Annotated in this window: 24 protein-coding genes; 7 read left to right on the plus strand and 17 right to left on the minus strand. The window is 42.8% G+C overall.

Going from position 1 to position 22275, the window contains the following annotated elements; genetic code table 11:
• Nucleotides 1-129: 129 nt before the first annotated feature.
• Nucleotides 130-3006: a M16 family metallopeptidase gene (locus tag CWC03_RS07750; protein ID WP_138581268.1), complete on the minus strand. Its 2877-nt coding sequence runs from the start codon at nucleotides 3004-3006 to the stop codon at nucleotides 130-132.
• A gap of 270 nt (nucleotides 3007-3276) precedes the next feature.
• Here CWC03_RS07750 and CWC03_RS07755 point away from each other — a divergent pair, with 270 nt between their 5' ends.
• On the plus strand, nucleotides 3277-4233 hold the full coding sequence (locus CWC03_RS07755) for a methylenetetrahydrofolate reductase (protein ID WP_138581269.1): 957 nt from the start codon (nucleotides 3277-3279) through the stop codon (nucleotides 4231-4233).
• Between the two features lie 79 nt (nucleotides 4234-4312).
• On the opposite strand, the gene CWC03_RS07760 is transcribed toward CWC03_RS07755, so the two are convergent.
• The 3 genes from CWC03_RS07760 to folB are packed head-to-tail and all read right to left on the minus strand — an operon-like array spanning nucleotide 4313 to nucleotide 5956.
• Nucleotides 4313-5113: an undecaprenyl-diphosphate phosphatase gene (locus tag CWC03_RS07760; RefSeq protein WP_138581270.1), complete on the minus strand. Its 801-nt coding sequence runs from the start codon at nucleotides 5111-5113 to the stop codon at nucleotides 4313-4315.
• Complete coding sequence (gene folK, locus CWC03_RS07765; RefSeq protein WP_138581271.1) at nucleotides 5110-5598, minus strand: 2-amino-4-hydroxy-6-hydroxymethyldihydropteridine diphosphokinase; 489 nt, start codon at nucleotides 5596-5598, stop codon at nucleotides 5110-5112. The genes CWC03_RS07760 and folK overlap by 4 nt, the downstream gene beginning before the upstream one ends.
• 7 nt (nucleotides 5599-5605) lie before the next feature.
• Nucleotides 5606-5956, minus strand: coding sequence for a dihydroneopterin aldolase (folB, locus tag CWC03_RS07770; RefSeq protein ID WP_138581272.1), 351 nt, complete (start codon nucleotides 5954-5956; stop codon nucleotides 5606-5608).
• 124 nt (nucleotides 5957-6080) lie between these two features.
• On the opposite strand from folB, the gene plsY reads away from it, so the two are divergent.
• Nucleotides 6081-6671, plus strand: coding sequence for a glycerol-3-phosphate 1-O-acyltransferase PlsY (gene plsY, locus CWC03_RS07775; RefSeq protein ID WP_138581273.1), 591 nt, complete (start codon nucleotides 6081-6083; stop codon nucleotides 6669-6671).
• Nucleotides 6672-6932: 261 nt separating this feature from the next.
• Here the strand turns inward: plsY and tsaD are convergent, their stop codons facing one another.
• From tsaD to CWC03_RS07795, 3 genes are read right to left on the minus strand one after another with little or no spacing between them, the layout of a single operon-like run.
• Nucleotides 6933-7946 (minus strand): tRNA (adenosine(37)-N6)-threonylcarbamoyltransferase complex transferase subunit TsaD, encoded by a 1014-nt coding sequence (gene tsaD, locus CWC03_RS07785; protein ID WP_010607631.1) that lies wholly within the window; start codon nucleotides 7944-7946, stop codon nucleotides 6933-6935.
• Nucleotides 7947-7995: 49 nt separating this feature from the next.
• Entirely contained in the window at nucleotides 7996-8589 is a 594-nt protein-coding gene (locus CWC03_RS07790; RefSeq protein WP_138581274.1) for a YjaG family protein, read from the minus strand.
• Entirely contained in the window at nucleotides 8573-8920 is a 348-nt protein-coding gene (locus CWC03_RS07795) for a putative signal transducing protein (RefSeq protein WP_138581275.1), read from the minus strand. Before CWC03_RS07795 ends, CWC03_RS07790 begins: the two co-directional genes overlap by 17 nt.
• Before the next feature lie 109 nt (nucleotides 8921-9029).
• Between CWC03_RS07795 and CWC03_RS07800 the strand changes: the two genes are divergently transcribed.
• The 3 genes from CWC03_RS07800 to CWC03_RS07810 all read left to right on the plus strand — a co-directional run bounded on the left by CWC03_RS07800 (nucleotide 9030) and on the right by CWC03_RS07810 (nucleotide 12021).
• Entirely contained in the window at nucleotides 9030-9428 is a 399-nt protein-coding gene (locus tag CWC03_RS07800; RefSeq protein WP_128726782.1) for a DUF2721 domain-containing protein, read from the plus strand.
• Nucleotides 9429-9486: 58 nt separating this feature from the next.
• Nucleotides 9487-11010 carry a DUF3369 domain-containing protein gene (locus CWC03_RS07805; RefSeq protein ID WP_138581276.1) on the plus strand — a complete coding sequence of 508 codons (1524 nt, stop codon included), beginning with the start codon at nucleotides 9487-9489 and terminating at the stop codon, nucleotides 11008-11010.
• 108 nt (nucleotides 11011-11118) lie between these two features.
• Nucleotides 11119-12021, plus strand: a complete 903-nt coding sequence (locus tag CWC03_RS07810) for a LysR family transcriptional regulator (RefSeq protein WP_017216523.1) — start codon at nucleotides 11119-11121, stop codon at nucleotides 12019-12021.
• A gap of 56 nt (nucleotides 12022-12077) precedes the next feature.
• Here the strand turns inward: CWC03_RS07810 and ubiA are convergent, their stop codons facing one another.
• Together ubiA and CWC03_RS07820 are read right to left on the minus strand one after the other, a co-directional pair.
• Nucleotides 12078-12941, minus strand: a complete 864-nt coding sequence (gene ubiA / locus CWC03_RS07815) for a 4-hydroxybenzoate octaprenyltransferase (RefSeq protein ID WP_138581277.1) — start codon at nucleotides 12939-12941, stop codon at nucleotides 12078-12080.
• On the minus strand, nucleotides 12934-13461 hold the full coding sequence (locus CWC03_RS07820) for a chorismate--pyruvate lyase family protein (protein ID WP_249313974.1): 528 nt from the start codon (nucleotides 13459-13461) through the stop codon (nucleotides 12934-12936). The genes ubiA and CWC03_RS07820 overlap by 8 nt, the downstream gene beginning before the upstream one ends.
• Nucleotides 13462-13618: 157 nt before the next feature.
• Here CWC03_RS07820 and CWC03_RS07825 point away from each other — a divergent pair, with 157 nt between their 5' ends.
• Nucleotides 13619-14014 (plus strand): flagellar basal body-associated protein FliL, encoded by a 396-nt coding sequence (locus tag CWC03_RS07825; protein ID WP_138581279.1) that lies wholly within the window; start codon nucleotides 13619-13621, stop codon nucleotides 14012-14014.
• A 53-nt stretch (nucleotides 14015-14067) separates the two neighbouring features.
• On the opposite strand, the gene glpG is transcribed toward CWC03_RS07825, so the two are convergent.
• The 6 genes from glpG to CWC03_RS07855 all read right to left on the minus strand — a co-directional run bounded on the left by glpG (nucleotide 14068) and on the right by CWC03_RS07855 (nucleotide 19408).
• A complete protein-coding gene (glpG, locus tag CWC03_RS07830; protein ID WP_138581280.1) occupies nucleotides 14068-14895 on the minus strand; it encodes a rhomboid family intramembrane serine protease GlpG in 828 nt (275 codons plus the stop codon).
• Nucleotides 14892-15209, minus strand: a complete 318-nt coding sequence (gene glpE, locus CWC03_RS07835) for a thiosulfate sulfurtransferase GlpE (RefSeq protein ID WP_010374619.1) — start codon at nucleotides 15207-15209, stop codon at nucleotides 14892-14894. The genes glpG and glpE overlap by 4 nt, the downstream gene beginning before the upstream one ends.
• Nucleotides 15210-15312: 103 nt before the next feature.
• Nucleotides 15313-16338 (minus strand): L-threonine 3-dehydrogenase, encoded by a 1026-nt coding sequence (tdh, locus tag CWC03_RS07840; protein ID WP_010607622.1) that lies wholly within the window; start codon nucleotides 16336-16338, stop codon nucleotides 15313-15315.
• A 44-nt stretch (nucleotides 16339-16382) separates the two neighbouring features.
• Nucleotides 16383-17579, minus strand: coding sequence for a glycine C-acetyltransferase (locus CWC03_RS07845; RefSeq protein ID WP_138581281.1), 1197 nt, complete (start codon nucleotides 17577-17579; stop codon nucleotides 16383-16385).
• A 214-nt stretch (nucleotides 17580-17793) separates the two neighbouring features.
• Nucleotides 17794-18348: a D-glycero-beta-D-manno-heptose 1,7-bisphosphate 7-phosphatase gene (gene gmhB / locus CWC03_RS07850; RefSeq protein ID WP_138581282.1), complete on the minus strand. Its 555-nt coding sequence runs from the start codon at nucleotides 18346-18348 to the stop codon at nucleotides 17794-17796.
• A complete protein-coding gene (locus CWC03_RS07855; RefSeq protein ID WP_138581283.1) occupies nucleotides 18341-19408 on the minus strand; it encodes a glycosyltransferase family 9 protein in 1068 nt (355 codons plus the stop codon). Before CWC03_RS07855 ends, gmhB begins: the two co-directional genes overlap by 8 nt.
• A gap of 107 nt (nucleotides 19409-19515) precedes the next feature.
• On the opposite strand from CWC03_RS07855, the gene CWC03_RS07860 reads away from it, so the two are divergent.
• The gene (locus tag CWC03_RS07860) at nucleotides 19516-20229 is read left to right on the plus strand and encodes a 3-deoxy-D-manno-octulosonic acid kinase (RefSeq protein WP_138581284.1); all 714 of its coding nucleotides are present in this window, start codon (nucleotides 19516-19518) and stop codon (nucleotides 20227-20229) included.
• Here the strand turns inward: CWC03_RS07860 and hldE are convergent.
• On the minus strand, nucleotides 20226-21674 hold the full coding sequence (gene hldE / locus CWC03_RS07865) for a bifunctional D-glycero-beta-D-manno-heptose-7-phosphate kinase/D-glycero-beta-D-manno-heptose 1-phosphate adenylyltransferase HldE (RefSeq protein WP_138581285.1): 1449 nt from the start codon (nucleotides 21672-21674) through the stop codon (nucleotides 20226-20228). The two genes, CWC03_RS07860 and hldE, sit on opposite strands and share 4 nt — an antisense overlap.
• Nucleotides 21671-22267, minus strand: a complete 597-nt coding sequence (locus CWC03_RS07870; protein ID WP_099030457.1) for an SIS domain-containing protein — start codon at nucleotides 22265-22267, stop codon at nucleotides 21671-21673. Before CWC03_RS07870 ends, hldE begins: the two co-directional genes overlap by 4 nt.
• Nucleotides 22268-22275 lie beyond the last annotated feature (8 nt).

Here is a 22275-nt window from a genome sequence, read left to right on the forward strand (position 1 = left end):
CATTAGTAGAAAGGCAAAAATTTTGCTATTTAGTTGTTCTAAATGAGAAATTTTTAACGAAGCTAATATGCTATTTCACCCTTCAAATTGATTAGAGAATTAATTCAATTGGTATAAGCTGAATAATAGCTATTCAAACACTTTTTCTACATCTAACGTTTTAATATTCTTACTTGGAATATTGAGCGGGTATGTAGCAATTTCAGCATCTTCAGCCAGTAATGCGTCAGGCTTTTTGGTGTTATAAGTCATAGGAGATGACTGCTCAGCACTTAGACGCTTCGCCATATCTTTCGCATCACCGGTGATAAACACATAGTGAATATCTTCGGTTTGCAAATTCTCTTTGATAACACGGTTGATGTCTTCAACAGACAGCGACGCTAGCTGCTTTGTTACATAGGCAACAAATTCGTCGGTATTGTAGAACTGGCTATCAAGTGCATAACCTAGCTGCCTATCTTGGCTCGCCACCATTTGCGGCACAAAGTTGATTAAGAAGTTACGTGTTGCTTCAAAGTCTGCTTGGCTCATCCCTTCTTTGATCAGCTTATCGAGTTCAAACAATGCCGTACGCGTGGCAAAATGGGCATCATTATTAGAACGAAGTGGGCGCAACCACACTTGGAAAATTTGCTCACTACGACCTAGGTTTGCATCAGGCTTAGTTTGGAACATACCACGAGGGAAGTATTCGATATAAGCGTAGTCGCCATAGTTCATACCACGAACCTGACGGATACGTTGGTACAAGTGGCTGTTTGAACTGCGGTGCTCACCAAAATATGAACGCACTAACCAAAGCGCAGCCCAGTCTTTGCTGCTACGAACCGTGTCGATTGGAAAACCAAAAGAGACCGCTGTTGATTTTGCATTCTTTTCTACGATGGTTGCATGATGACCAGATAACTTAGGGGCATCAGGCACTTGTAAACGCGCTTCTTCGCCTTTAGGTAAAGCCGCAAGGTCGTTAAACATCGTTTCTTTTAGCTGTTTATCGAGTGCACCTGTGATACCCACGTTGAGTTTGGCTTGAGTAAATTGCTGAGCGTAAAAAGCCTTAACGTCATCTAGAGTAATTGCTTCTAAGTCTGATAAATCACCAAAGTTATAGCTTTCGTATGGATGGCCTTTGTACAGCTCGTGATAAAGCACTTCTTTACCTAGCTCTTCATCATTTGACGCTTTCAAACCAGCCTTGATGCCATCAATTAACTCTTTTTTCAGACGTTTAAAATCATCTTCTCTGAACCCTGGGCTCAAGAGCTGCTGGCTCACAATGCCATACCATTGATCAGCATTGTCTTTGTGAATACGACCACGTAAAGAAATCATTTCTTTATCGATTTGATAACCAAAGCTACCAGCGATCGGGTACAGCGCCTTTTGAATTTCTTTGTATGATTGCGACTCACTTCCGCCCTTGGCAATCATAGCCGCAGTAAGCGCAGCAAGACCTTTTTTACCTTCAGGATCTGCGGCAGCACCTGTGTAAAAAAGAAAATTCACATCTACCAGCGGTGAATTATTGGTCTTGTCTAACACGTTAAAATGACGCGTAACTGGCTTGTCCATTTTTGCGACTAATTTATCTAAGCTAACTTCCTTATCAAAACCAGAAACGGACTCAAGTGCAGACATAGTCACCGTGGTGCGGCTGCTGTCCACAAAATATTTATTGGCAATATCACGAATATCTTTTGCAGTGACTTTATCAGCACTTGCATATAGCTCATTTATCACTTCAGGGTCACGCTCAAAGTGCATGTAGCGCGCGAGTGTCGAAGCAATAGATTGTGATGAGTCAAGGCCGTTAATAAAGCTGTACTTTAGGTTTGATTTAAGTGCTGCAAGTTTGTTTTCATCTACCAGCTCGGTACGTGCTTTTGCGTAAGTGTGATTGATTGCATCACGCACGGTTGCCAAATCCTTTTCGTCTTCAACTTTAACGAAAACATGCAGAAGACCAGGGTCTTTGGTTTCAGGATTATAAGTAAACATTTGGCTTGCAAGCTGTTTGTCTACCACTAGCTCTTGATACAGCGCTGAGTTTTCAGAGAAATAAAGCTGTGAGACGAGATCAAGTGCCGCTCGGTCTTTTTTCTTCGGCTCCCATGCAGCACCTTTATATGAAACTAGCAACCAGTGACCCGGTAAGCCATCATATTTTTCGTGAACGTAACGCGCTTTGTCTTGCTTTGGCTCAACAGGAATATCAGCTTGGTAGTCACCCTTTTTCCAATTACCCCAGTGCTTTTTCACCATAGCCATGGTTTCTTTTGGATCTACGTCACCCACAATGACAAGCGATACGTATTCTGGCTTGTAAAAACGTTCAAAGAAGATTTTACCATAGGCCATTTGATCTGGCATTGCTTCGATGTCTTCAAAAAAGCCCATCGTTGTGTGTTTATAGGTATGCTTATCAAATGCTTCTTTTCTTACCGCAGAAAGCAGTTTTCGAACTGGACTGGCATTATTTTTAAGGTATTCACCTTTCACGGTTAGTGCTTCGGTACGAAACTGCTCTTCACTGTAAGTCAGGTTTTGAAAGATATCCGCTTCGATTTCTAATACTTTATCTAAATGCTGCTTCGAGAAATTTAGGTGGTAGTTCGTGTAGTCATTGGTGGTGTAGGCACGATTATCAACACCTGAATTTTTCAAAATGTCCGAATAAACGTCTTGTGGATACTTTTCTGAGCCTTTGAACATCATATGCTCAAAGAAGTGAGCAAAGCCGGTTTTACCCGCTTCGACTTCATTACGCGAACCAACAGAAACCGGAATTTGTAGCGATACCACATCAGGATAGTTAGTTTTAACTACCATGACGCGAAGGCCATTTTCTAGCTCTTCCAAAACATAATCTTGGGCGAATACTTTATTGGATTGGGCAGCTTGAGTACTTACAGCTGATTGTTGAGTTTGGTCTGAATTCGTCGCTGCGCAGCCACTAAGCGCTAAGCTTACGGCAAAGCTAGTTGCTAGTAATTTGAATTTCATGAATTTGGTCCTAATCATATTTTTTATTCTAAGTAAGTCGTGTTCACTTACGTTAGTAAACCTCCTGATTATGCCCCAAAGTCATACTAATTCGCTAATTTCCAAGGTGATTTACCATCCTAATGTGTAAACAAATATGAAATTTTGATTTGAGTGCTTGAGATAAATTCATAATTATTGAAATTCTTTCATTAAAAAAATCTATCTAGACGTCTAAATGGCTGCTATATTAATAAAGAGATACAGAAATGCTTTTGTGGAATGAGGATTATGGCTTTAACGCTTCAAGAGAAAATCATTGACCCTAACCAAGGGGTATATTTAATTGGTACCACACCACCTAAGATTGGCACCGACCCAGAGCAGCTAAAATCAATTGCCGCTAAGCTTTTGGGCCGTTTACATGAGATTGAATACGACGGCGTGATCATCTATGACATTCAAGATGAAAGCAGCCGTACTCAAGTACCACGTCCATTTCCTTTTAAGCACACCGTTGATCCGTGTGAATATAGCCAGTTGATCCGCGAATTATCACACCTTGATGTAATTACGTATAAAAGTGTGGCACAGCGCGATAGTGAAGCTTTTAGCAATTGGTTAAGCAGCACCAAACAGCAATATGGGTTAAACAATCTAGTATTAGTGGGCAGTCCGTCTTCACAAGGCGATATTAAGTTACCGCTTTCTGAAGCCTATGATGTATTGAAGCATCACCAAGATGACTTTTTCTTGGGTGGTGTAACCATCGCAGAACGCCACGCCAGTAAGCGCAATGAACACGAAAGATTAATTGATAAAACAGAGCAAGGCTGCCAGTTCTTTGTATCACAAGCGGTGTATGACGCTCAGGCAACCATAGATCTAATCACAAGTTATGCCCGCACCTGTAAACAGCAAGGGCAAAAACCAAAACGCATTATTCTTACCTTTACTCCATGTGGTGGAGAAAAGACCTTGCAGTTTATGGAGTGGCTGGGGATCTCAGTACCTGAAGCAACCAAATGGCGCATGTTAGATTCAGAAAACACACTAAGTGAGTCAATTCGTATTTGTAGAGAGAATCTAGATCAAATCTTAAAAAGCTGCTCACATCTAGATATTTCGCTGGGCTTAAATATTGAGAGCTTAACAAACCGCAAAGAAGAAATTGACGCGTCGATAAACCTTTATAGACTATTAAAAGCGACCATGGAATTATGCCTTGCGGAAAAGCAAATTGCTTAATGCAGTCTAGTATATTGAAAAAGCCAGCTTCATCAAGCTGGCTTTTCTGTTAATCTTGCTGGATTATTCAAAGCCTCGATTAACTTAGGCTCAAGAAAGCGATTAACCCTACCCCAAGTAACAAGCGGTAAATGACAAATGGCATCATGCCCATGCGCTCTATGATTTTCAGGAAAAAGAAGATGCAGGCATAAGCTGAGATAAACGACAGTGCCGCACCACTTAATAGCGCATTCCAATCAACCACTTCATCGCCCGTAGCAAGCTCTAAACTGTAATACAGTCCCATCATAGAAATGACCGGAATAGACATTAAAAACGAAAAGCGCGCCGCACTTTTCTTATCAAGCCCGAGTAATAAACCTGCGGTGATGGTAATACCTGAACGCGATGTGCCGGGAATAACAGCGGTAATTTGCGCAAGTCCCAATATCAGCGCGCTTTTCCAGTTTAAGGCAAATTCGTCTTTGATTTGTTTCGCTTTCACGTCGGCATACCAAAGCAGTAAACCAAATACTATCGTCGATGTTGCAATCACCCAAGCACTACGTAAATAAACTTCTACGATATCCTTAAGTAGTGGGGCTAAGATCACGAATGGAATAGTGGCAACCACAATACACCAAGTCAGCCGGCTTTCTTTCGAATGCGTACCTGAGAATGATTTGAACCATCCTGCCAGTAGGTTGACAATGTCTTGTCGAAAATAAATAACGACAGCCAGCAAAGTACCGACATGAACAGCAACATCAAAGGCAAGACCCTGATCTTGCCAACCTAGTATCTGAGAGGGTAGCAGTAAGTGGGCTGAACTCGAAATAGGTAAAAATTCAGTGAGACCTTGAATAATTGCAAGGACGACAATCTCAATAAAGCTCATTGCTTGGGAAACTCCACTTTCCATAATTTTTGAGTTGGGTTGTGATACTCCTGCCATAACTGAGCAATGGTTTTACCCTCAACAGGATGGATAAAATCAGGAGCTAGTTCAGCTAATGGCTGAAGCACGAAGGCATTTTTGGTTATTTCATCCCGAGGCAACTGAGCGGGTGATGAACAAATAAGGTGGTCATAAAAGAGAATATCGAGATCTAATGTGCGTGGACTAAACTTCTTTTCACTACAGCGACGACCATGATCGTATTCTATCGACTTGAGCAGTTTATACACTTCATCTAAAGACAGCGGTGTTTGTGCCGCAAAGACCGAGTTGTAGAAGTTATTTCCTGCAAACCCGACGGCTTCACTCTCAAAAACACTTGAATGTTGAAAATCGGGAAAGTGTTCTATCAATACCCTCAAGCCACTCAGCAAATTTTTTTCTTTTTCTATATTTGAGCCGAGGCTGATAAAAATTTGTGCCATGATAATTCTACTTCTTACGCACAATTTCTACACCAACCGTTTGTGCTTGTGGCACGGCAGCAGGTTTACTCACTTTTATAAGCACTTGTTGTACATTAAATTCATTTAGGATCATTGCAGCAAGTTGTTCAACTAAGGTTTCTAATAGCTCAACGGGCTTTGCTTGGGTATGCGCAATAATACGCTCACTCACTTTGGCATAATCAACCGCCAAATTAATATCGTCATGAAGAGCGGCAGCGCTAATATCGGTCAACATCTCAACATCAAAGTAAAGGCTTTGTTTACTTTCTTTTTCAAAGTCGTACACTCCTATTATGGCTTCGACGTGTAGCTGTGAGATATAGACTTTATCCATGTAAACTCCAAACATGTTTATCGCTGTAATTCACCCGCATTTTCTAATCGCAATTCGCGATCTGTGCAGGACTTAAGACCGCCGATCATAGCCCAAAACAACGCAATAAAAAATAAGGAAGACAGTGTTAATCAGTTTAATGTGCGTATGTGCTTATTTATTGGGATCGATTTCCTCAGCGATTCTGGTGTGTCGGTTATTCAACCTACCAGATCCACGCTTTAATGGGTCTAATAATCCGGGCGCAACCAATGTATTAAGGTTGGGAGGAAAGATCCCAGCTGCGCTGGTGCTCGTCTTCGATATTCTAAAGGGAACCATCCCAGTGTGGGGAGCTTACTTTCTGAAAATAGAGCCTGTATGGCTAGGTGCCATAGCCGTAAGCGCATGCCTTGGTCACATTTATCCTATTTTCTTCCACTTTAACGGTGGTAAAGCAGTAGCAACAGCATTTGGTGCGCTATTACCCATCGGCTTGTCATTGGGTGGGCTATTGATTAGTACTTGGCTCGTGGTGCTAGCGCTAACACGCTACTCTTCACTCGCAGCGATTGTCGCAGTCGCAGCTGCTCCACTTTACACATGGTGGATAAAACCGCTTTATACGGTGCCGGTAAGCTTTTTAACTGTGGTGATTATTATTCGTCATAGAGCAAATATTAAAAGGCTCTTGAGTGGTAAAGAGCCCAAGTTGGGGAAAAAGTCTAAAGACTAGGGCCTGTTTACCTTTCAAGTTTGTTTTTGCAGCAGTTTGATTGGTATTTGTACAAGGCAGAGCCTGCGTAGCATAGTTATTCTATGTGAGTCAGGCGAGAACACAGTAGAAATGCTAATCAAGCGCTGCCCTTTGGGTTCACCTGAGTGCGCTTTGTTCATTGTTGCTCAACTTTTGCCTAGATTACTAGGCGGCAAGTCGAGCGTCGCGACCAAAACACACTCAGGAGAACAAAAATTAAACAGCAAAGTTCAACAGGCCCTAGACTTTTTCTAGACTATCCAGCGGCCAACGCGGTTTAGTCTTCATATCAAGTGGCGCATGCTGACCTGCTTTTAGGCGCTGCATTCCTGCATAAGCTATCATCGCCCCATTGTCTGTACAAAATTCAGTGCGCGGGTAATAAACTCGCCCTTTCATACCAAGCATCATGCGCTCAAGCTTTTGCCTAAGTTCAGTATTGGCGCTGACGCCACCTGCAATCACCAGGCTTTTAATGCCTGTTTCTTTCAGTGCTCGCTTACACTTGATCGCTAGCGTTTCTACGACTGCGGTTTGAAAAGCATGAGCAATATCTGCTTTCGTTTGCTCGTCATCGCCTTCATTACGGATCGTGTTTGCCGCTGCGGTTTTTAATCCACTGAAACTAAAATCCAGACCAGGTCTGTCTGTCATCGGTTTTGGAAAAGTAAATCGCCCGGCTTGGCCCTGAGTCGCCATTTTCGCAAGCATTGGGCCACCAGGATAATCAAGACCGAGCAGCTTGGCAGTTTTATCAAATGCTTCACCAGCGGCATCGTCCACAGATTCACCAAGTACCTCATATTCACCGATACCTGAGACTTTGACCATCATGGTATGGCCACCAGAGACTAGCAGCGCAACGAACGGGAACTCTGGTTTATCGTCTTCAAGCATTGGGGCAAGCAAATGGCCTTCCATATGATGTACGGCAACGGCTGGGATCCCCCAACCAAATGCTAACGAGCGACCAATTGAGGTGCCAACCAACAAAGCACCGACCAAACCCGGCCCTGCGGTATAAGCAATGCCATCAAGATCTTCGGGACCACAACCCGCTTGGGCGAAAGCAGCTTCAATAAGAGGGATTGTTTTGCGTACATGATCACGAGAAGCAAGTTCAGGCACTACCCCACCATAATCGGCGTGTACTTTTACCTGAGAATATAATTGATGTGCCAACAGCCCTTGCTCATCATCATAAATAGCAATACCCGTCTCATCACATGAGGATTCTATACCCAAAATACGCAAGTTACTTTCTCCAAACTCTTTACTGCAGCCGTTGATTATACGAAATCAACTACTCAAGTTCCAAACCAATATTTGTTTGGCCGTCAGCTAATGCTAAAGCCCTCAGTGACTTCACCGATTCGCTGCTAATACGCCCCATATTTTCCACATGTTCGATAAGCTCAGCGAGGATTTCAATTTCATACTGCATCTGTGGGTGCTCACGCACTAACTCATTCGTTGGAGATATATCTTCTGCCATCAACATAAACTCGATGTATTTAGCTACCGTTGCCTGAGAAATTTTGGCAACGCTTACAAACTCATGTTCATCTTTTGTCATCAGACCTTGCAACATGCCTAACAGCGCTGTTGCTACGTCGATTGCGGGATAGGTACCAAACATATCAAACTCTCTGAGCTCAGGTACATTTGGTTCTACCTTTTCAACCAGCTTTTCTAAGCTAATTTTACTCTTTGGCAGTAATATTTTCTCCCAGATTAAATTCAGCGCATTTCTGAGTACTTGCTCGTCGCCAAAGCCTGTTGCCTCACTAAATAGCGAGTAATTTGGCAACATACGCTCAATAATGGCAGCACCTAGGACTGCCTTTTGAAGATAATTTAACTCTCTAATTCTTTGAAAGTTATTTGCTTTGCTCATGCTTATTTCCACATTGCCAGCAATATTCAAACGCTGGTCCATTTAATTCTGCACAGTGGTTACATAGCCAATCCGACAGCTCGGCAGCACTGCGATGACGTGATTTGTGATAGTTTACCAATATTTCCTGAGCCTCGGGTAATTTTATTGCATAAACAAAGAGCTTGATGGCAGCTTGCTCTGCTGGAATTTCACCAATTGCTCCTGATAAATGCTCACCTTGTAAGCGAACCTGAATATTCGCTTGTTCTAGTTGGCCTTTGAGTAAATGTGCTTCAACAAAGCCGCTGATAGCGCACAATTGCACCCAATGAAAAGACTGTTTGCTCATTGCATTATCTTCACTATTGAATTAGCACTTAATGTGCTCATTTGTTTCTTGATAAAATCATTCATTGTCATCACACTTAAACATCAAACTACTTCATTAAAATACAATTATGACTCTAACAACACCGGGCCTATTATTCCCAGCAATTTCTTTATTGCTACTTGCCTATACCAATCGTTTTTTGGTACTCGCACAATTGATCCGTGAATTAAACGCCCGAGAAGGCGACACCATAAGGACCTTGGTTAAAGCGCAAATCGAGAACTTAAGAAAACGAATTAGATTGATCAGACGAATGCAAGTATGGGGTGTCATCGCGTTTTTACTTTGCACGTCTTCAATGTTTGCCTTGTTCCTTGAAATATCCTTACTTGGCGTTACATTGTTTGGCGCGAGCCTCTGTAGCCTAACCTTGTCTTTGTTACTTTCTCTTTATGAAATCCACATATCTTGCGATGCAATCGAACTAGAATTGCAAAATATCGAGAAAAAACCTCAACAAGATTAGCGGCCTTGTTACTGCCGACTATACTAACGTTGAGTCAGCATAAAAAGAGGAGCAATCTGTGAGCGGATTTTTGTTCTCAGATGAAGTGCTAGAAAGCCCTACAAATAAAATGGCCGAAACCTACTGGGATATTCTGGTCGTAGATGATGAAGAAGACATTCACCAAGTGACTAAACTGGTGTTATCTGGCTTTAAATTTGAGAATAAAGCACTGAGATTTCATCACGCTTACTCTGCACAAGAAGCAAAAGCCATCTTAGATACGGAGCAAAATATCTCTGTAGGCCTCATTGATGTCGTAATGGAAAGTAATCATGCGGGGCTTGATTTAGTGCGATATATCCGCGATGACTTAGCAAACTTTGACATTCGCCTAGTCCTGCGCACAGGCCAGCCCGGAGAAGCACCGGAAGAATCGGTCATTCGCGATTATGATATTAATGACTATAAGAATAAAACCGAGCTCACTGCCGTCAAGCTAAAAACACTACTCTATTCTGCTTTGCGCGCTCACCGGGATATTCAAACCATCGAAAAGCACAAAATGGGACTTGAACGCATTATTGATGCATCCTCTAACTTTTTGAAGTGTAGCAATATTCAGGATTTTGCATCAACCATATTATCCCATGTATCCGCAGTAATGGGATTATCTGATTCGGAAATATATTGTGCAGCTGCGGTAAATCACCAAGCCAACGAGCCGACAAAGTTTAAACTACTTGCAGCCTCAGGAGCTGGCGTTGAACCCAGTAACGTTACCTTGCCCGAGAATGTACAAAATCTGTTTATAGAAACACATAATAAAAAAGCATCGCTCAAAACCCGTAATGAATATATTGGCTATTTCCCTTCCAGAGAAGGGAGTGAAACGATGATTTATGTGAGTAAGGACAGCGAACTTCATAGCATGGACTTCCAGCTACTTGAATTTTTTGCAAACAATATTGCATTAGCCTACGACAACTTGAAATTGCGTGAAACCATCAAAGATTCTCAAAAAGAGCTTTCTTATATTTTGGGTGAGGCCGTCGAAAAACGCTCGAAAGAAACAGGCTCGCACGTAAAACGCGTGGCACATTATAGTATGCTGTTAGCTCAGCTTTACGGACTCTCGCACTACCAAGCAGAAATCATCAAACTCGCCTCTCCACTTCATGATATTGGCAAAATTAGTATTCCAGATCAAATCCTAAATAAGCCCGGAAAGCTCACTGATGAAGAATGGATAATTATGCAGACCCATGCGCAGCAAGGGTTTGAAATCTTGAAAAATTCAACAAATGAGATTTTGCAGTGTGGCGCATTAATCGCGCATCAACATCACGAAAAGTGGGATGGTTCAGGCTATCCTAGAGGCTTAAAGGGAGAGCAAATTAACATTGTCGGCAGGATCACCGCTCTGGCAGATGTCTTTGATGCACTAGGAAGTGAACGGTGTTATAAGCCTGCTTGGCCACTAGATAAAGTAATAGATTTGCTAAATACTCAAAGTGGTAAACAATTTGAACCCAAATTGGTTGACCTTTTTCTAAAAAATCTGGAACAATTTATTGAGATACGTGACAGGTATCCTGACTAACTTTGTAATCAGAATGTAAAAACTTCACTTTCTTTTTCCCGTTTGGTGTATTATTATTGGGAAAAGACGTAATAAATGTGTTTTAGTTGAAATTAAAAGGAATTTCACATGAGATTTGAACAACTCGAGCAGTTCGTAGCATTAGGTAATCTAAGACATTTTAGACAAGCCGCAGAACAAACCCAGATCAGTACTTCAGCGCTTACTCGAAGCATCCAAACCCTTGAAGATGAAATAGGTTGTGAACTCGTTAAACGCTCAACACGTTCAGTAAAACTGACTGAACAAGGTGAGCTGTTCTTAAAGTATTGCAAAACAACCTTATCAGAACTCGATCTAACCAAGAAAACCATTAAGCAAAGCTTGTTTGGTCGTGATAACCAAAAGTTAATTATTGGTTATACGACTCAAGCTAGCAGCATCGTGCCAGTTTCTTGCGGTCAGTTTCTAGCTCAGTACCCTAATGTGAAAATCGAAATGCAGTTGCAAGATGAGTTGGAGCTTACTCGTAAGCTACAACTTGGTGAGATTGATATCAGCGTGTATTTACAAAGTGCAAATAGCATAGTGAGTGATATTCACCTGCCTGATCAGTTAGTTTTATTTGTTTCGAGAAATCATCCTCTAGCAAATCAAGACAGCATCAGAAAAGCCGAATTAACGCAATACCCTATGTATGGCTGTTTCTCACAGTCCAAGCAAGTACAAAGTATGCTTAATGAAGCCGTTGATTCGTTAAACAAATCAACGAGCGTTAAAATTGGCAATATTGAACAAGTAATTGATGGTTTGAAGAATAGCAATAGCTTTGCAATTGCGAGTATCGAACATTCAAAAACTATCGCACAAGATCCTAACTTAGTTTTCTTAAAAACCAATAAGGCTTTGGATAGAGAACAATTGATTGTACAAACCAATCACCAAGTTGGCTCAAATGCACATATAAATCACCTGCTTGAGCTAATTGAGGATGCAGCATCTTCATCTAGCAAGCAAACAGTAACTTATTAGTTACTAAAAAAGCGGGCAAATAATCTGTATTACTTGCCCGTTTTTAAAAACCTGTTTTAGAACCGTACAAACCCCAGCACGACCCCGAGAAAAATCGCTAAGCCAACATAGTTATTGTTTAAGAAAGCCCAAAAACATCTGTCTCTATCTCTGTAGCGTATGGCATATTGTTGCCTAATAAGCAGCACACAGGCTACTATTAAGCCGCACCAAAAAGCGAGGTTCAAATCAAAAGTTACACCAACTGCCGCCATCATCGCGATAAATGTGATGTTGAGCAACGCAATAATACAAAGATCCCATTTGCCGAATAAAATCGCTGTAGACTTCACCCCGATTTTCAAATCATCATCCCTGTCTACCATAGCGTACATAGTGTCATAAGCGACAGTCCATATTAAATTCGCAACAAACAATACCCAAGCAAGCAGTGGCACATTTTGATTTACTGCCATAAAAGCCATGGGAATTGCCCAGCTAAAGGCAGCCCCAAGCACAATTTGAGGTAAGTTTGTATAACGCTTCATGAAAGGGTAGACAGAGGCTAACGCAAGTGCTCCACAGGATAATGCGATAGTTTGCCAGTTTAAAAAAAGCACCAAAATAAAAGCTACCATGACCAAAATAGCAAATAGGCCTAGCGCTTCTTTACTGGTTACAGCGCCCCTTGCAAGCGGTCTTGTCGCCGTACGCTTTACAGCCCCATCAACCTTGCGATCAGCAAAATCATTGATAACACAGCCCGCACTGCGCATTATAAATACACCTAGAGCAAAGATAATAATAAGCCAAATACTTGGAACACCTTCAGCTGCAAACCACAGTGACCAAAGCGTTGGCCACAATAAAAGTAAAGTCCCAATAGGCTTATCTAAGCGCATAAGTTGGCTGTAAGCCTGCCATTTCTGGTGGTCAATCATAAAAGCTTTCCGATATAAAAACTTCACAAACTAAAATTTTTGCTTTGCCGCTTCTAAACCAGCTTCTTCTAGCAAATAAACTCTCTGGGACGACGCCAGTAGTGGGTGCAATAAGTTCAATCAGCGCCGGATAGTCGGAAGTAGATAAGCGAAGGTATTCGAGTGCGCCGCGCTGCCAATTTGAATCAGTAAACAGTAACTCACCCAAAGGGGTCTCACCAATTGCATCCATCCCAACAATACATGCGTCCTCATTGAGCCAACTTTGCCCAAATACAGCTGCTTTACCGTTACAATTTAGCGTTACTTCTCGGCACCAAACCTGTTCAGAAAGATCTGCATGTAACGCATCTGGAGCGCTCCTGAACTCATTAGCAATCACAGTCACGGAAAACTCATCACAAGTTTCTTTCAATTTTGCGGTTAGAGATTGAGTCTCTAGTAAATAAGGAGAAAGTGCTGGCTCAACATCCACCAACTGTGTGTTCTTCAACCAAGGGAGCTCTAAAGGTAATTGCAAAGGCAACGTTCTATTTCCGTTTTAAAAATCCGCGGTCATAATAGCAGAGCAGCGGCTTTCTAAAAAGTTTATGTTTGTATTGAAGCTACCTGTAAAATCAACGCAATTATGTATAAACTAAGTAAAAAGTAATTTGCATTAGGATACCTGATAAACCATGAGACTGTTGGCTGTTGTACTCACTTTGTGCATTGCATTAACCGCGGCTACCCCTGTAAAAGCGGATTCGACTATTGGGTATTTCGGGTTTGAGCCAGATATCATCACAAATTACATAGGCCAATCTAATAAAAAGCTTGGCTATGTCCGAGTCACTGTTGATCTAATGCTGAATGATGTCGCAAATATCGCAGTGGTTGAACACCATACACCTTTACTAAGAGATGCAATAGTACAGATCCTAAGTAAAGAAAACGAAGAAACCATTAAGTCATTAACTGGCCGAGAAGAAATCAGGAAGCGTTGTGCAGAAAAGCTAAAAACTCTGTTAAAAGAAGAGACCGGGCAGGAGATTGTTCGAGATGTGCTGTTTACTAAATATTTGTATCACTAAGCGAGTCAACTCATACAAGAACTCGGAAGCGCTTGCTCCCGAGTTCGAAGTAACTAGCTATTCTCTTTGAGTTGCCTGTCGATAGGCCAAAATACTGCAACCAACATACCTGATAGCAATCCAAATAAGTGCGCCCAGTTAGCCATGTTGATGAAAAACATATCCGTAAATCCAAACAGCATCCAAAGTAGCATAAAGCCAATAACTGGCTTAGAAACCAAAGCAGCTCCGGCAGGATTTCGATGACCAATTACCCAACAAAAACCCAGTAGTCCATAGACCACACCACTTAGCCCACCAAAATTAGCGTCAACGAATAGGAACTGCATAAAATTACTGGTTAAGCCCGTTACAAGGTAAATACAGACTAACGCCCAGAGCCCTAATTTTTCTGAGATTTGCGCCCCTAAATGAAGCCACCAGCTTAAATTAAAAATTAAATGTATGGCGCTAAAATGTATGAGTGTAGGCGCTATCCAAGTCCAAGGTTTATCTAGGGAAAAACGTAGCGCAGAAAAGATGCCATTAGCGTCGCCAAATAGCATGGCGACAAAAACAATAATACTGACACCAAAAACGCCCTGTAATAACCAGTTCAATCCCAAAAAGCGCTTTACTAAGTTTAAGTTTTGGCCTTGGTAGCTAAATAACCCTTGTGTACTTCCTGTTTGCCAAGAAGCCGCTTGGTATAATTCTGCGTCGGGTTGCTCCAAAAACGTTTGCCAAAGACGCATAGCAAGTGCTTCGTCACCGCGTTCTAGCCAAACTTCAACTTGTTGCCCATCGTGACTTTGCAAAACACAATAGACCCCTTGCGTCTTAAAATAATCGACCGCCCCCTGTGCTAGTCGTGCATTGTGATAATGGGCTATTAACTTCACTTTTCAATCTCGTTTGGCAACTCACTTGCCCACTGCGTAAAACCACCATCCATGCTGTAAACATCTTCAAAGCCTTGCTCAACTAGGTAGTTAGCAGCGCCTTGTGAGGAAATACCGTGATAACACACTACAACAATGGGTTGGTCAAACTCTTTCTCCTGCATAAAATGCGCAAGGTTAGCATTAGATAAATGTTCAGCGCCAGGAATGTGCCCTTGTGCGAAAGTATTTTCATCACGGATGTCTGCTACCACTACATCATCATTGCCTAAAAGCGCTTGCGTGTCTGCTACTGAAATATGTTTAAAAGACATGTGTTACCTATTTAATACTAAAAATAAAAGACGGCTTAAGCCGTATCGACCTAGCCGCCTTTCTATTATAACTACTCATTCATGCACTAAGCAAAGTTGAGTATTAATCCCAATTCAGAATAACTTTACCTGATTGCCCTGAAATCATCGTATCAAAGCCAGTCTGGAAATCATCAACATGGAACTGATGGGTAATGATTGGGTCAAGGTTTAAGCCTGACTGGATCAAACTTGCCATTTTGTACCAAGTTTCAAACATTTCACGACCGTAAATCCCCTTGATCACGAGACCCTTGAAGATCACTTGGTTCCAGTCCACCGCCATGTCAGAAGGAGGAATACCCAGCATTGCAATCTTACCACCATGGTTCATGCTGTTTAACATGCCCTTAAATGCAGAAGGAACACCTGACATTTCAAGTCCAACATCGAACCCTTCTGTCATGCCAAGGTCTTTCATAACTGTTTCGAGGCTTTCGTTGGCAACATTTACTGCTCGCGTAGCACCCATTTTAGTGGCAAGTTCAAGTCGATATTCATTTACATCTGTGATCACCACATGACGCGCACCAACGTGTTTAGCCACTGCTGCAGCCATAATACCAATTGGGCCCGCACCGGTAATTAGTACGTCTTCACCAACTAAGTCAAATGACAATGCAGTGTGCACTGCATTACCAAATGGGTCGAAGATAGAAGCGAGTTCATCAGAAATGTTGTCGGGGATCTTAAACGCATTATAAGCAGGAATAACTAGGTATTCTGCAAATGAACCTTCGCGGTTAACGCCTACCCCAATGGTGTTACGACACAGGTGAACACGACCAGCACGACAATTACGACAGTGACCACATGTGATGTGACCTTCACCAGATACTCGGTCACCAATGCTAAAACCACGTACCTCTTGGCCCATATCGACCACTTCACCTACGTATTCGTGCCCCACAACCATTGGAGTTGGGATTGTGTTTTGTGCCCACTCATCCCATTTGTAGATGTGTACGTCAGTACCACAAATTGCTGTTTTACGGATTTTGATCAATAGATCGTTGTGCCCTACTTCCGGTTTTGGCACATCCGCCATCCAAATTCCTTCTTCAGCTTTCAACTTGGATAATGCTTTCATAGTATTCGCTCGTTAGCTGCACCGGCTTAATGCCGGTGGCAAAATTAAATGACGCCTAGGTCTTTACCAATACGGGTAAAGGCTTCGATTGCTTTGTCTAGCTGCTCAGTCGTATGCGCAGCTGAAATTTGTGTTCTGATCCTAGCTTGACCTTTTGGCACGACAGGATAAGAGAAACCGATCACATAGATCCCTTCAGCTAGCAGTCTGTCAGCCATTTCTGAGGCCACTTTGGCATCGCCTAACATAACCGGAATAATCGCGTGATCTTTACCCGCACAAGTAAAGCCAACAGCTTCCATCTTAGTACGGAAGTAAGCTGCGTTATTCCATAGTTTAGCACGTAGGGCATCGCCTTCTTTCATCATGTCTAGTACTTTGATTGAAGCTGTAACAATTGAAGGCGCTAGCGAGTTTGAGAATAAATAAGGACGCGAACGCTGACGTAACCACTCTACGATTTCTTTCTTACCAGAGGTATAACCGCCCGATGCACCGCCAAGTGCTTTACCAAGCGTTCCTGTAATAATATCCACTCGATCTAATACACCACAGTATTCCGGTGTTCCGCGGCCATTTTCACCGACAAAACCCACCGCGTGTGAATCATCAACCATCACTAATGCGTCATACTTGTCCGCTAAGTCACAAACCGCCTTTAAATTACAAATAACGCCATCCATTGAGAATACGCCATCGGTCGCGATAAGCTTGGTTTTCACACCAGCTTCATCAGCAGCAATTAACTGCCGCTCAAGATCAGCCATATCGTTGTTAGCGTAGCGGAAGCGCTTAGCTTTACATAAACGCACACCATCAATGATAGAAGCGTGATTTAATGAGTCCGAGATAATCGCATCTTCAGGGCCTAAGATAGTTTCGAATAAACCCGCATTGGCATCAAAGCATGAAGAGTAAAGGATAGTATCTTCTGTTTCTAGAAACTCACTGATCTTTGCTTCAAGCGTTTTGTGAATATCTTGCGTACCACAGATAAAACGCACCGATGCAACACCAAAACCATGATCATCAAGGCCGCCTTGCGCCGCTTTAATTAGCTCTGGGTGATTCGCCAAACCTAGATAGTTATTAGCACAGAAGTTAATTACACTTTCGCCAGTCGATACTGCAATTTCAGCTTGCTGCTGAGAAGTGATAATACGCTCTTTTTTATATAATCCTTCAGCTTTTACTTCTTCAATTTGTTGCTGAAGCTGGCTGTAGAAGGCCGATGCTCTCATCTGGGAGTCTCCATTTTTTGCACGGTGATAGTAAGCTACGTATCGCCATAGGCGGTTGTCATTCTCACTATCAGAAGTTAACGCTTAAGCCTATTAGCTCAAGTTAATTGGAACGTACCAATTCAATCATACCTGGTACGTAAAAAGATATCTTTATTTTAAAAGGTTCACACAATAAATGCACGATTTGCGACAACTGGCAGCAAACTTTATTTTACTCAGACAAACATAGTGCGGCTGGTACCTCCGCCAACGAAGCACATACTTTATCCGCGAGCCTTTGATGCTCTTGGCTAAAACTCTGCCCAGACTCAACTAAAATAGCTGTTTTTACGCCAGCAGCGCGGGCAGCCTCGATGTCTGAGACTTTATCACCAATCATAATACTTTGCTCGGGATCCAAGTCATGCTCGGCTATCGCTTGTTGCAGCATTCCGGGTTCTGGTTTACGACAGTCACACTCTACTTTATATCGGCCTTGTGCCTTTTCAGGATGGTGAGGACAAAAATAAACACCAGCGATGTCAACACCATGTGCCTTAAACTGCGCGCACATCCACTCGCTTAACGCGTGAAATTGTGCTTCATCATAATAACCTCGACCAATGCCCGACTGATTCGTCACGACCACAATTTTATAACCGGCTTTGCTAAATGCTTGACAGGCACTAAATACCCCGTCAATAAACTCAAAATCCGCGATTTTATGAACATAGGCGTGATCTTTATTAACAACGCCATCTCTGTCTAAAAATACAGCCTTATGCATTAGTCACAATCCCCTGTTCTTTTATTACCCGCTCAAACATCGTAATTACAGCATCAACGGAAATTTGAGACATGAGTTCGCTACCTTTTACCCGTGTTCCCCAGGGTAATTGATCTGCGGTTTTACCCTTTTGCGCAATGAGGTTTTGGTGATAAACCTCAACTACATAGTCTTGATACAGGTATGGCCCTGTGCGAGTTGGGTTGGAATGAGCATACAAACCGATCACCGGCGTTCCAACTGTCACAGCCATATGAGCAGGCCCGGTATCAGGTGCTAACACCAATTCGGCTTGCTCCAACACACAAAGTAGGATTTTCAAATCAGTTTTTCCCACTAAGTTTAATAACTCAGCTTGGCTGTGTTGTTGAATTTCGGCTGCTAAATTTTGCTCAAGCTCCGTTGGACCACCCGTTATCACCACCTGAAACCCTAATGCAGCAGCATGATCTGCAACCCTAGCATACCGCTCAGGAAGCCAATTGCGCTCAGCTTTACTTGCCGCGGGGGATATTACAAACACCTTACCTTCAGGTAATAGCGATTTTGCCGCAGCTTGATGAGCTGCCGTCACTGGCATCTGCCATGTTGGCTCACCGCACTCAGCCCCAATTGCACGAGCAAAGTTTTGGAAACCTTCGAGCACATGTGGCGACTTTTGAGGTGCGATCCGCTTATTAATAAACAAGCTGTGTAACTCTTTTGAGCGCCCTTTATCAAAGCCTATTTTTTGCTTTGCAGGAATAACTCGTGCAACAAGATTGGCTCTTAACGCAACCTGCATATGTAGTAATACGTCAAACTTTTGCCCTTTGAACTTTGCCTTTAACGCCTTGAGCGCGGCTTTACCCTGTTTTTTGTCAAATACGACGAGCTCAACACCGGGTAAGTCAGCCAATAACATAGCTTCTACTTTTCCTATCACCCACGTAATTTTCGCTTGCGGATGTGCACGTTGGATCGACTGTACAGCACTCACTGCATGACACACGTCGCCAATCGCAGAAAGTCGCAAAATACAAATAGAGGTCAAGGATTTGCTCAAAACAATAGTTCTCATGGAAAGTAACAAGCGCTTGATCTTAAATTAATCAAACAAGTTTGCAAGTTTCACTGAGGGTGAAAAATCGTTAGAATGTCACAATTGACTCTTAAGAATCCTATATTGTGCAAATCACCAAACAGCCGCATAGCTATTTACTAACGCCTTCAGCCCTAGATTATGATATTTCAGAAGAAATGTTTAACCCTGAATATTGGCAGAAAAATAATGCGATTGTCGGCTCGAAAGAAGGCCGAGCAACGGCGTGGTTCGTACGGTTTAATCAAAGCGTTGCGGTACTCAAACACTATTATCGTGGTGGCTTAATCGGCAAGCTGTTGAGTGATCAGTATATTTTCACCAAACTAGAAAATACTCGCGTATATCAAGAGTTTGCTTTGCTAGAGCAACTACAAACTCAAGGTTTACCAGTTCCAACACCACTAGGCGCAAGAATTTCGCTTCATTTTGGTATTTATCGTGCTGATATTTTGACCGAAGCGGTGCCTGATGCCGCCAGTGTTTGCGAAATTTTGCAAGCAAGAGCGCTTAGTACAAATGAACTGGAAAGTATCGGCCACACCATTGCTCAGTTTCATCAAGCCGGTGCCTATCATGATGATTTGAACATCAACAATATTTTGTTTGATGCCAACGGCAAAGTATTTCTAATTGATTTTGATAAGGGCAAAATCATGCAGCCAAACCCAAATTGGCAGCATGCAAACATGGAACGTTTGCAACGTTCATTTAAAAAAGAGGCCGGCAAATGGCCGACCTTTTATTTTGATGAAAATCAATGGCAAGTGTTAACAAAAGCCTACCACAGCGCACGTTAACTCTTTTGTAACTGTGCCTTCTTAATCACATTGGAAGTCGAGCAGCCATCCAAAAATGCTAACACCTCGACTTTTCCACCTTGATTAAGCACATGCTCTGCGCCTGCAATATCTTCCACTTTATAGTCACCACCTTTGACCAAAATGTCAGGATTGACCATTTCTATCAACTTAGCTGGTGTATCATTTTCTTCAACACTGCCAAACGGAATAACCCAATCCACAGAAGCGAGTGCAGATAACACCATGGCTCGCTCTTTCAATGGATTGATTGGGCGTTCAGGCCCTTTAAGACGCGAGATTGATTCATCATTATTTAACCCAACGACGAGTCTGTCACCCATCGCTTTAGCTTGCGCTAAATAACGCACATGGCCTGCATGGAGAATATCAAAGCAGCCGTTGGTAAACACAATGGTTTCTCCATTTTGCTTGGCAAAAGTAATGTGCTTAAGCACCTCTTCAAACGGCGTTTGGTAGTGCTCGCCCGTTTCTCTAAGATACTGACCCAGTTTGCGACTCAACTCTTCCGGTGACACCGTTGCAGCACCTAACTTACTCACGGCAATACCTGCGGCAATATTTGCTACTTCCACCGCGTCTTTAGCTGACATTCCAGCGCCTAACATCGTCGTCAGTGTGGCGATCACGGTATCGCCAGCTCCCGTAACATCACTTACTTCCTGTACTTGAGCTGGGAAATCGAACTTTTCAGTATTGGTTATTAAAGACATACCTTGCTCGGAGCGCGTCAGCAGCATAGCGCCGATCCCCGATGTTTTCAGCAGTTCACGCGCACTAGAGGTGAGTGCCTCTTCGCTGCTTGTATCTCCACCAGCGAGTTTAAATTCGTTTAAGTTAGGCGTAATAAAATCAGCACCTTGATAGAGGCTCAAGTCACTATTTTTGGGGTCAATAAGTACCGTTTTACCAGCAGCTTTAGCCACCGCAATCATGTCTGAAATGGCGCACAAAGCGCCTTTGTTGTAGTCGCTAAACAACACAAAATCATACTTATCAACTTCTTGCTTTAGACGCTCAAGCAGGAGTTGACTGTGAGATAACTGAAAGGGCTCTTCTAAATCGAGTCGGACCACTTGCTGATGACGGCTGATCACACGCATTTTTGCGATAGTCGGCAGCTCAACGACGTTAACTAGGCGAGATTCAATGTTTTCTTTGGTAAGGATAGCCTCAAGTGTTTTGCCATTATCGTCTTCGCCGATAAGCCCAAGCAAACCCACTTTACCATCTAGGTGAGCGATGTTTTTGGCAACGTTCGCCGCACCACCAGCTTTGTCTTCCAATGCGCTGACTTTAACCACAGGCACTGGAGCCTCAGGAGAAATGCGCCCGGTATCTCCATGCCAGTATCTATCCAGCATCACATCGCCAACCACCAATACCTTGGCTTGATTTAGCTGTTGAAGCGCCGTTAACTTCATGCCTTTTGCTCCGCCGCAACCAGCATATCGACCGCTTCGCATAGCCAGTGACCAATAAACATATGCGCTTCTTGAATACGCGCGGTCTCGTCGTTTGCGATAATAATCGGTAATTTAGCAATATCCTTCACTTTGCCACCAGTTCTACCAGTCAATGCCACGGTAAACGCGCCAATTTCATTTGCGGCTTGAAGCGCCAAATTAATATTAGGACTCGTACCTGACGTGGTTAAACCAATCACCATATCTTCTGGTTTACAAAGTGCCTGAACCTGACGTTCAAATACTGAGTCAAAGTGATAGTCATTGCTGTGCGCGGTCAAAATTGAGGTGTCGGTAGTTAATGCAATCGAAGCCAAAGGACCGCGCTCTAATTTGTAACGCACCACAAATTCTGCAGCTAGGTGCTGCGCATCTGCCGCGCTGCCACCATTACCAAACCAAATGACCTTACCACCAGCTGCTAACGTGCTTTGGCATGCTTCGAGTAGCTCAACACATTCTTGGTGATAGTTTGCCATTGTTTCAAAAACATCAACATGGCGCTGTAAGCTTGCTAAGTAGCTTTGTGCTACTTGTTCATTCAATGACATATTTGTTC

Source organism: Pseudoalteromonas sp. S2755 (genome assembly GCF_005886535.1).
Taxonomy (GTDB): domain Bacteria; phylum Pseudomonadota; class Gammaproteobacteria; order Enterobacterales; family Alteromonadaceae; genus Pseudoalteromonas.

Bases quoted from the DNA above. Each gene is read 5' to 3' on its own strand.
- CWC03_RS07790 (WP_138581274.1), bottom strand. From the start codon at position 8,589: ATGAGCAAAGCAAATAACTTTCAAAGAATTAGAGAGTTAAATTATCTT.
- gmhB (WP_138581282.1), bottom strand. From the start codon at position 18,348: ATGCATAAGGCTGTATTTTTAGACAGAGATGGCGTTGTTAATAAAGAT.
- CWC03_RS07855 (WP_138581283.1), bottom strand. From the start codon at position 19,408: ATGAGAACTATTGTTTTGAGCAAATCCTTGACCTCTATTTGTATTTTG.
- CWC03_RS07795 (WP_138581275.1), bottom strand. From the start codon at position 8,920: ATGAGCAAACAGTCTTTTCATTGGGTGCAATTGTGCGCTATCAGCGGC.
- folB (WP_138581272.1), bottom strand. From the start codon at position 5,956: ATGGATAAAGTCTATATCTCACAGCTACACGTCGAAGCCATAATAGGA.
- folK (WP_138581271.1), bottom strand. From the start codon at position 5,598: ATGGCACAAATTTTTATCAGCCTCGGCTCAAATATAGAAAAAGAAAAA.
- CWC03_RS07845 (WP_138581281.1), bottom strand. From the start codon at position 17,579: ATGAGAGCATCGGCCTTCTACAGCCAGCTTCAGCAACAAATTGAAGAA.
- ubiA (WP_138581277.1), bottom strand. From the start codon at position 12,941: ATGATTGACCACCAGAAATGGCAGGCTTACAGCCAACTTATGCGCTTA.
- glpE (WP_010374619.1), bottom strand. From the start codon at position 15,209: ATGTCTTTTAAACATATTTCAGTAGCAGACACGCAAGCGCTTTTAGGC.
- CWC03_RS07750 (WP_138581268.1), bottom strand. From the start codon at position 3,006: ATGAAATTCAAATTACTAGCAACTAGCTTTGCCGTAAGCTTAGCGCTT.
- tdh (WP_010607622.1), bottom strand. From the start codon at position 16,338: ATGAAAGCATTATCCAAGTTGAAAGCTGAAGAAGGAATTTGGATGGCG.
- CWC03_RS07870 (WP_099030457.1), bottom strand. From the start codon at position 22,267: ATGTCATTGAATGAACAAGTAGCACAAAGCTACTTAGCAAGCTTACAG.
- CWC03_RS07810 (WP_017216523.1), top strand. From the start codon at position 11,119: ATGAGATTTGAACAACTCGAGCAGTTCGTAGCATTAGGTAATCTAAGA.
- CWC03_RS07825 (WP_138581279.1), top strand. From the start codon at position 13,619: ATGAGACTGTTGGCTGTTGTACTCACTTTGTGCATTGCATTAACCGCG.
- hldE (WP_138581285.1), bottom strand. From the start codon at position 21,674: ATGAAGTTAACGGCGCTTCAACAGCTAAATCAAGCCAAGGTATTGGTG.
- CWC03_RS07760 (WP_138581270.1), bottom strand. From the start codon at position 5,113: ATGAGCTTTATTGAGATTGTCGTCCTTGCAATTATTCAAGGTCTCACT.
- CWC03_RS07755 (WP_138581269.1), top strand. From the start codon at position 3,277: ATGGCTTTAACGCTTCAAGAGAAAATCATTGACCCTAACCAAGGGGTA.
- CWC03_RS07800 (WP_128726782.1), top strand. From the start codon at position 9,030: ATGACTCTAACAACACCGGGCCTATTATTCCCAGCAATTTCTTTATTG.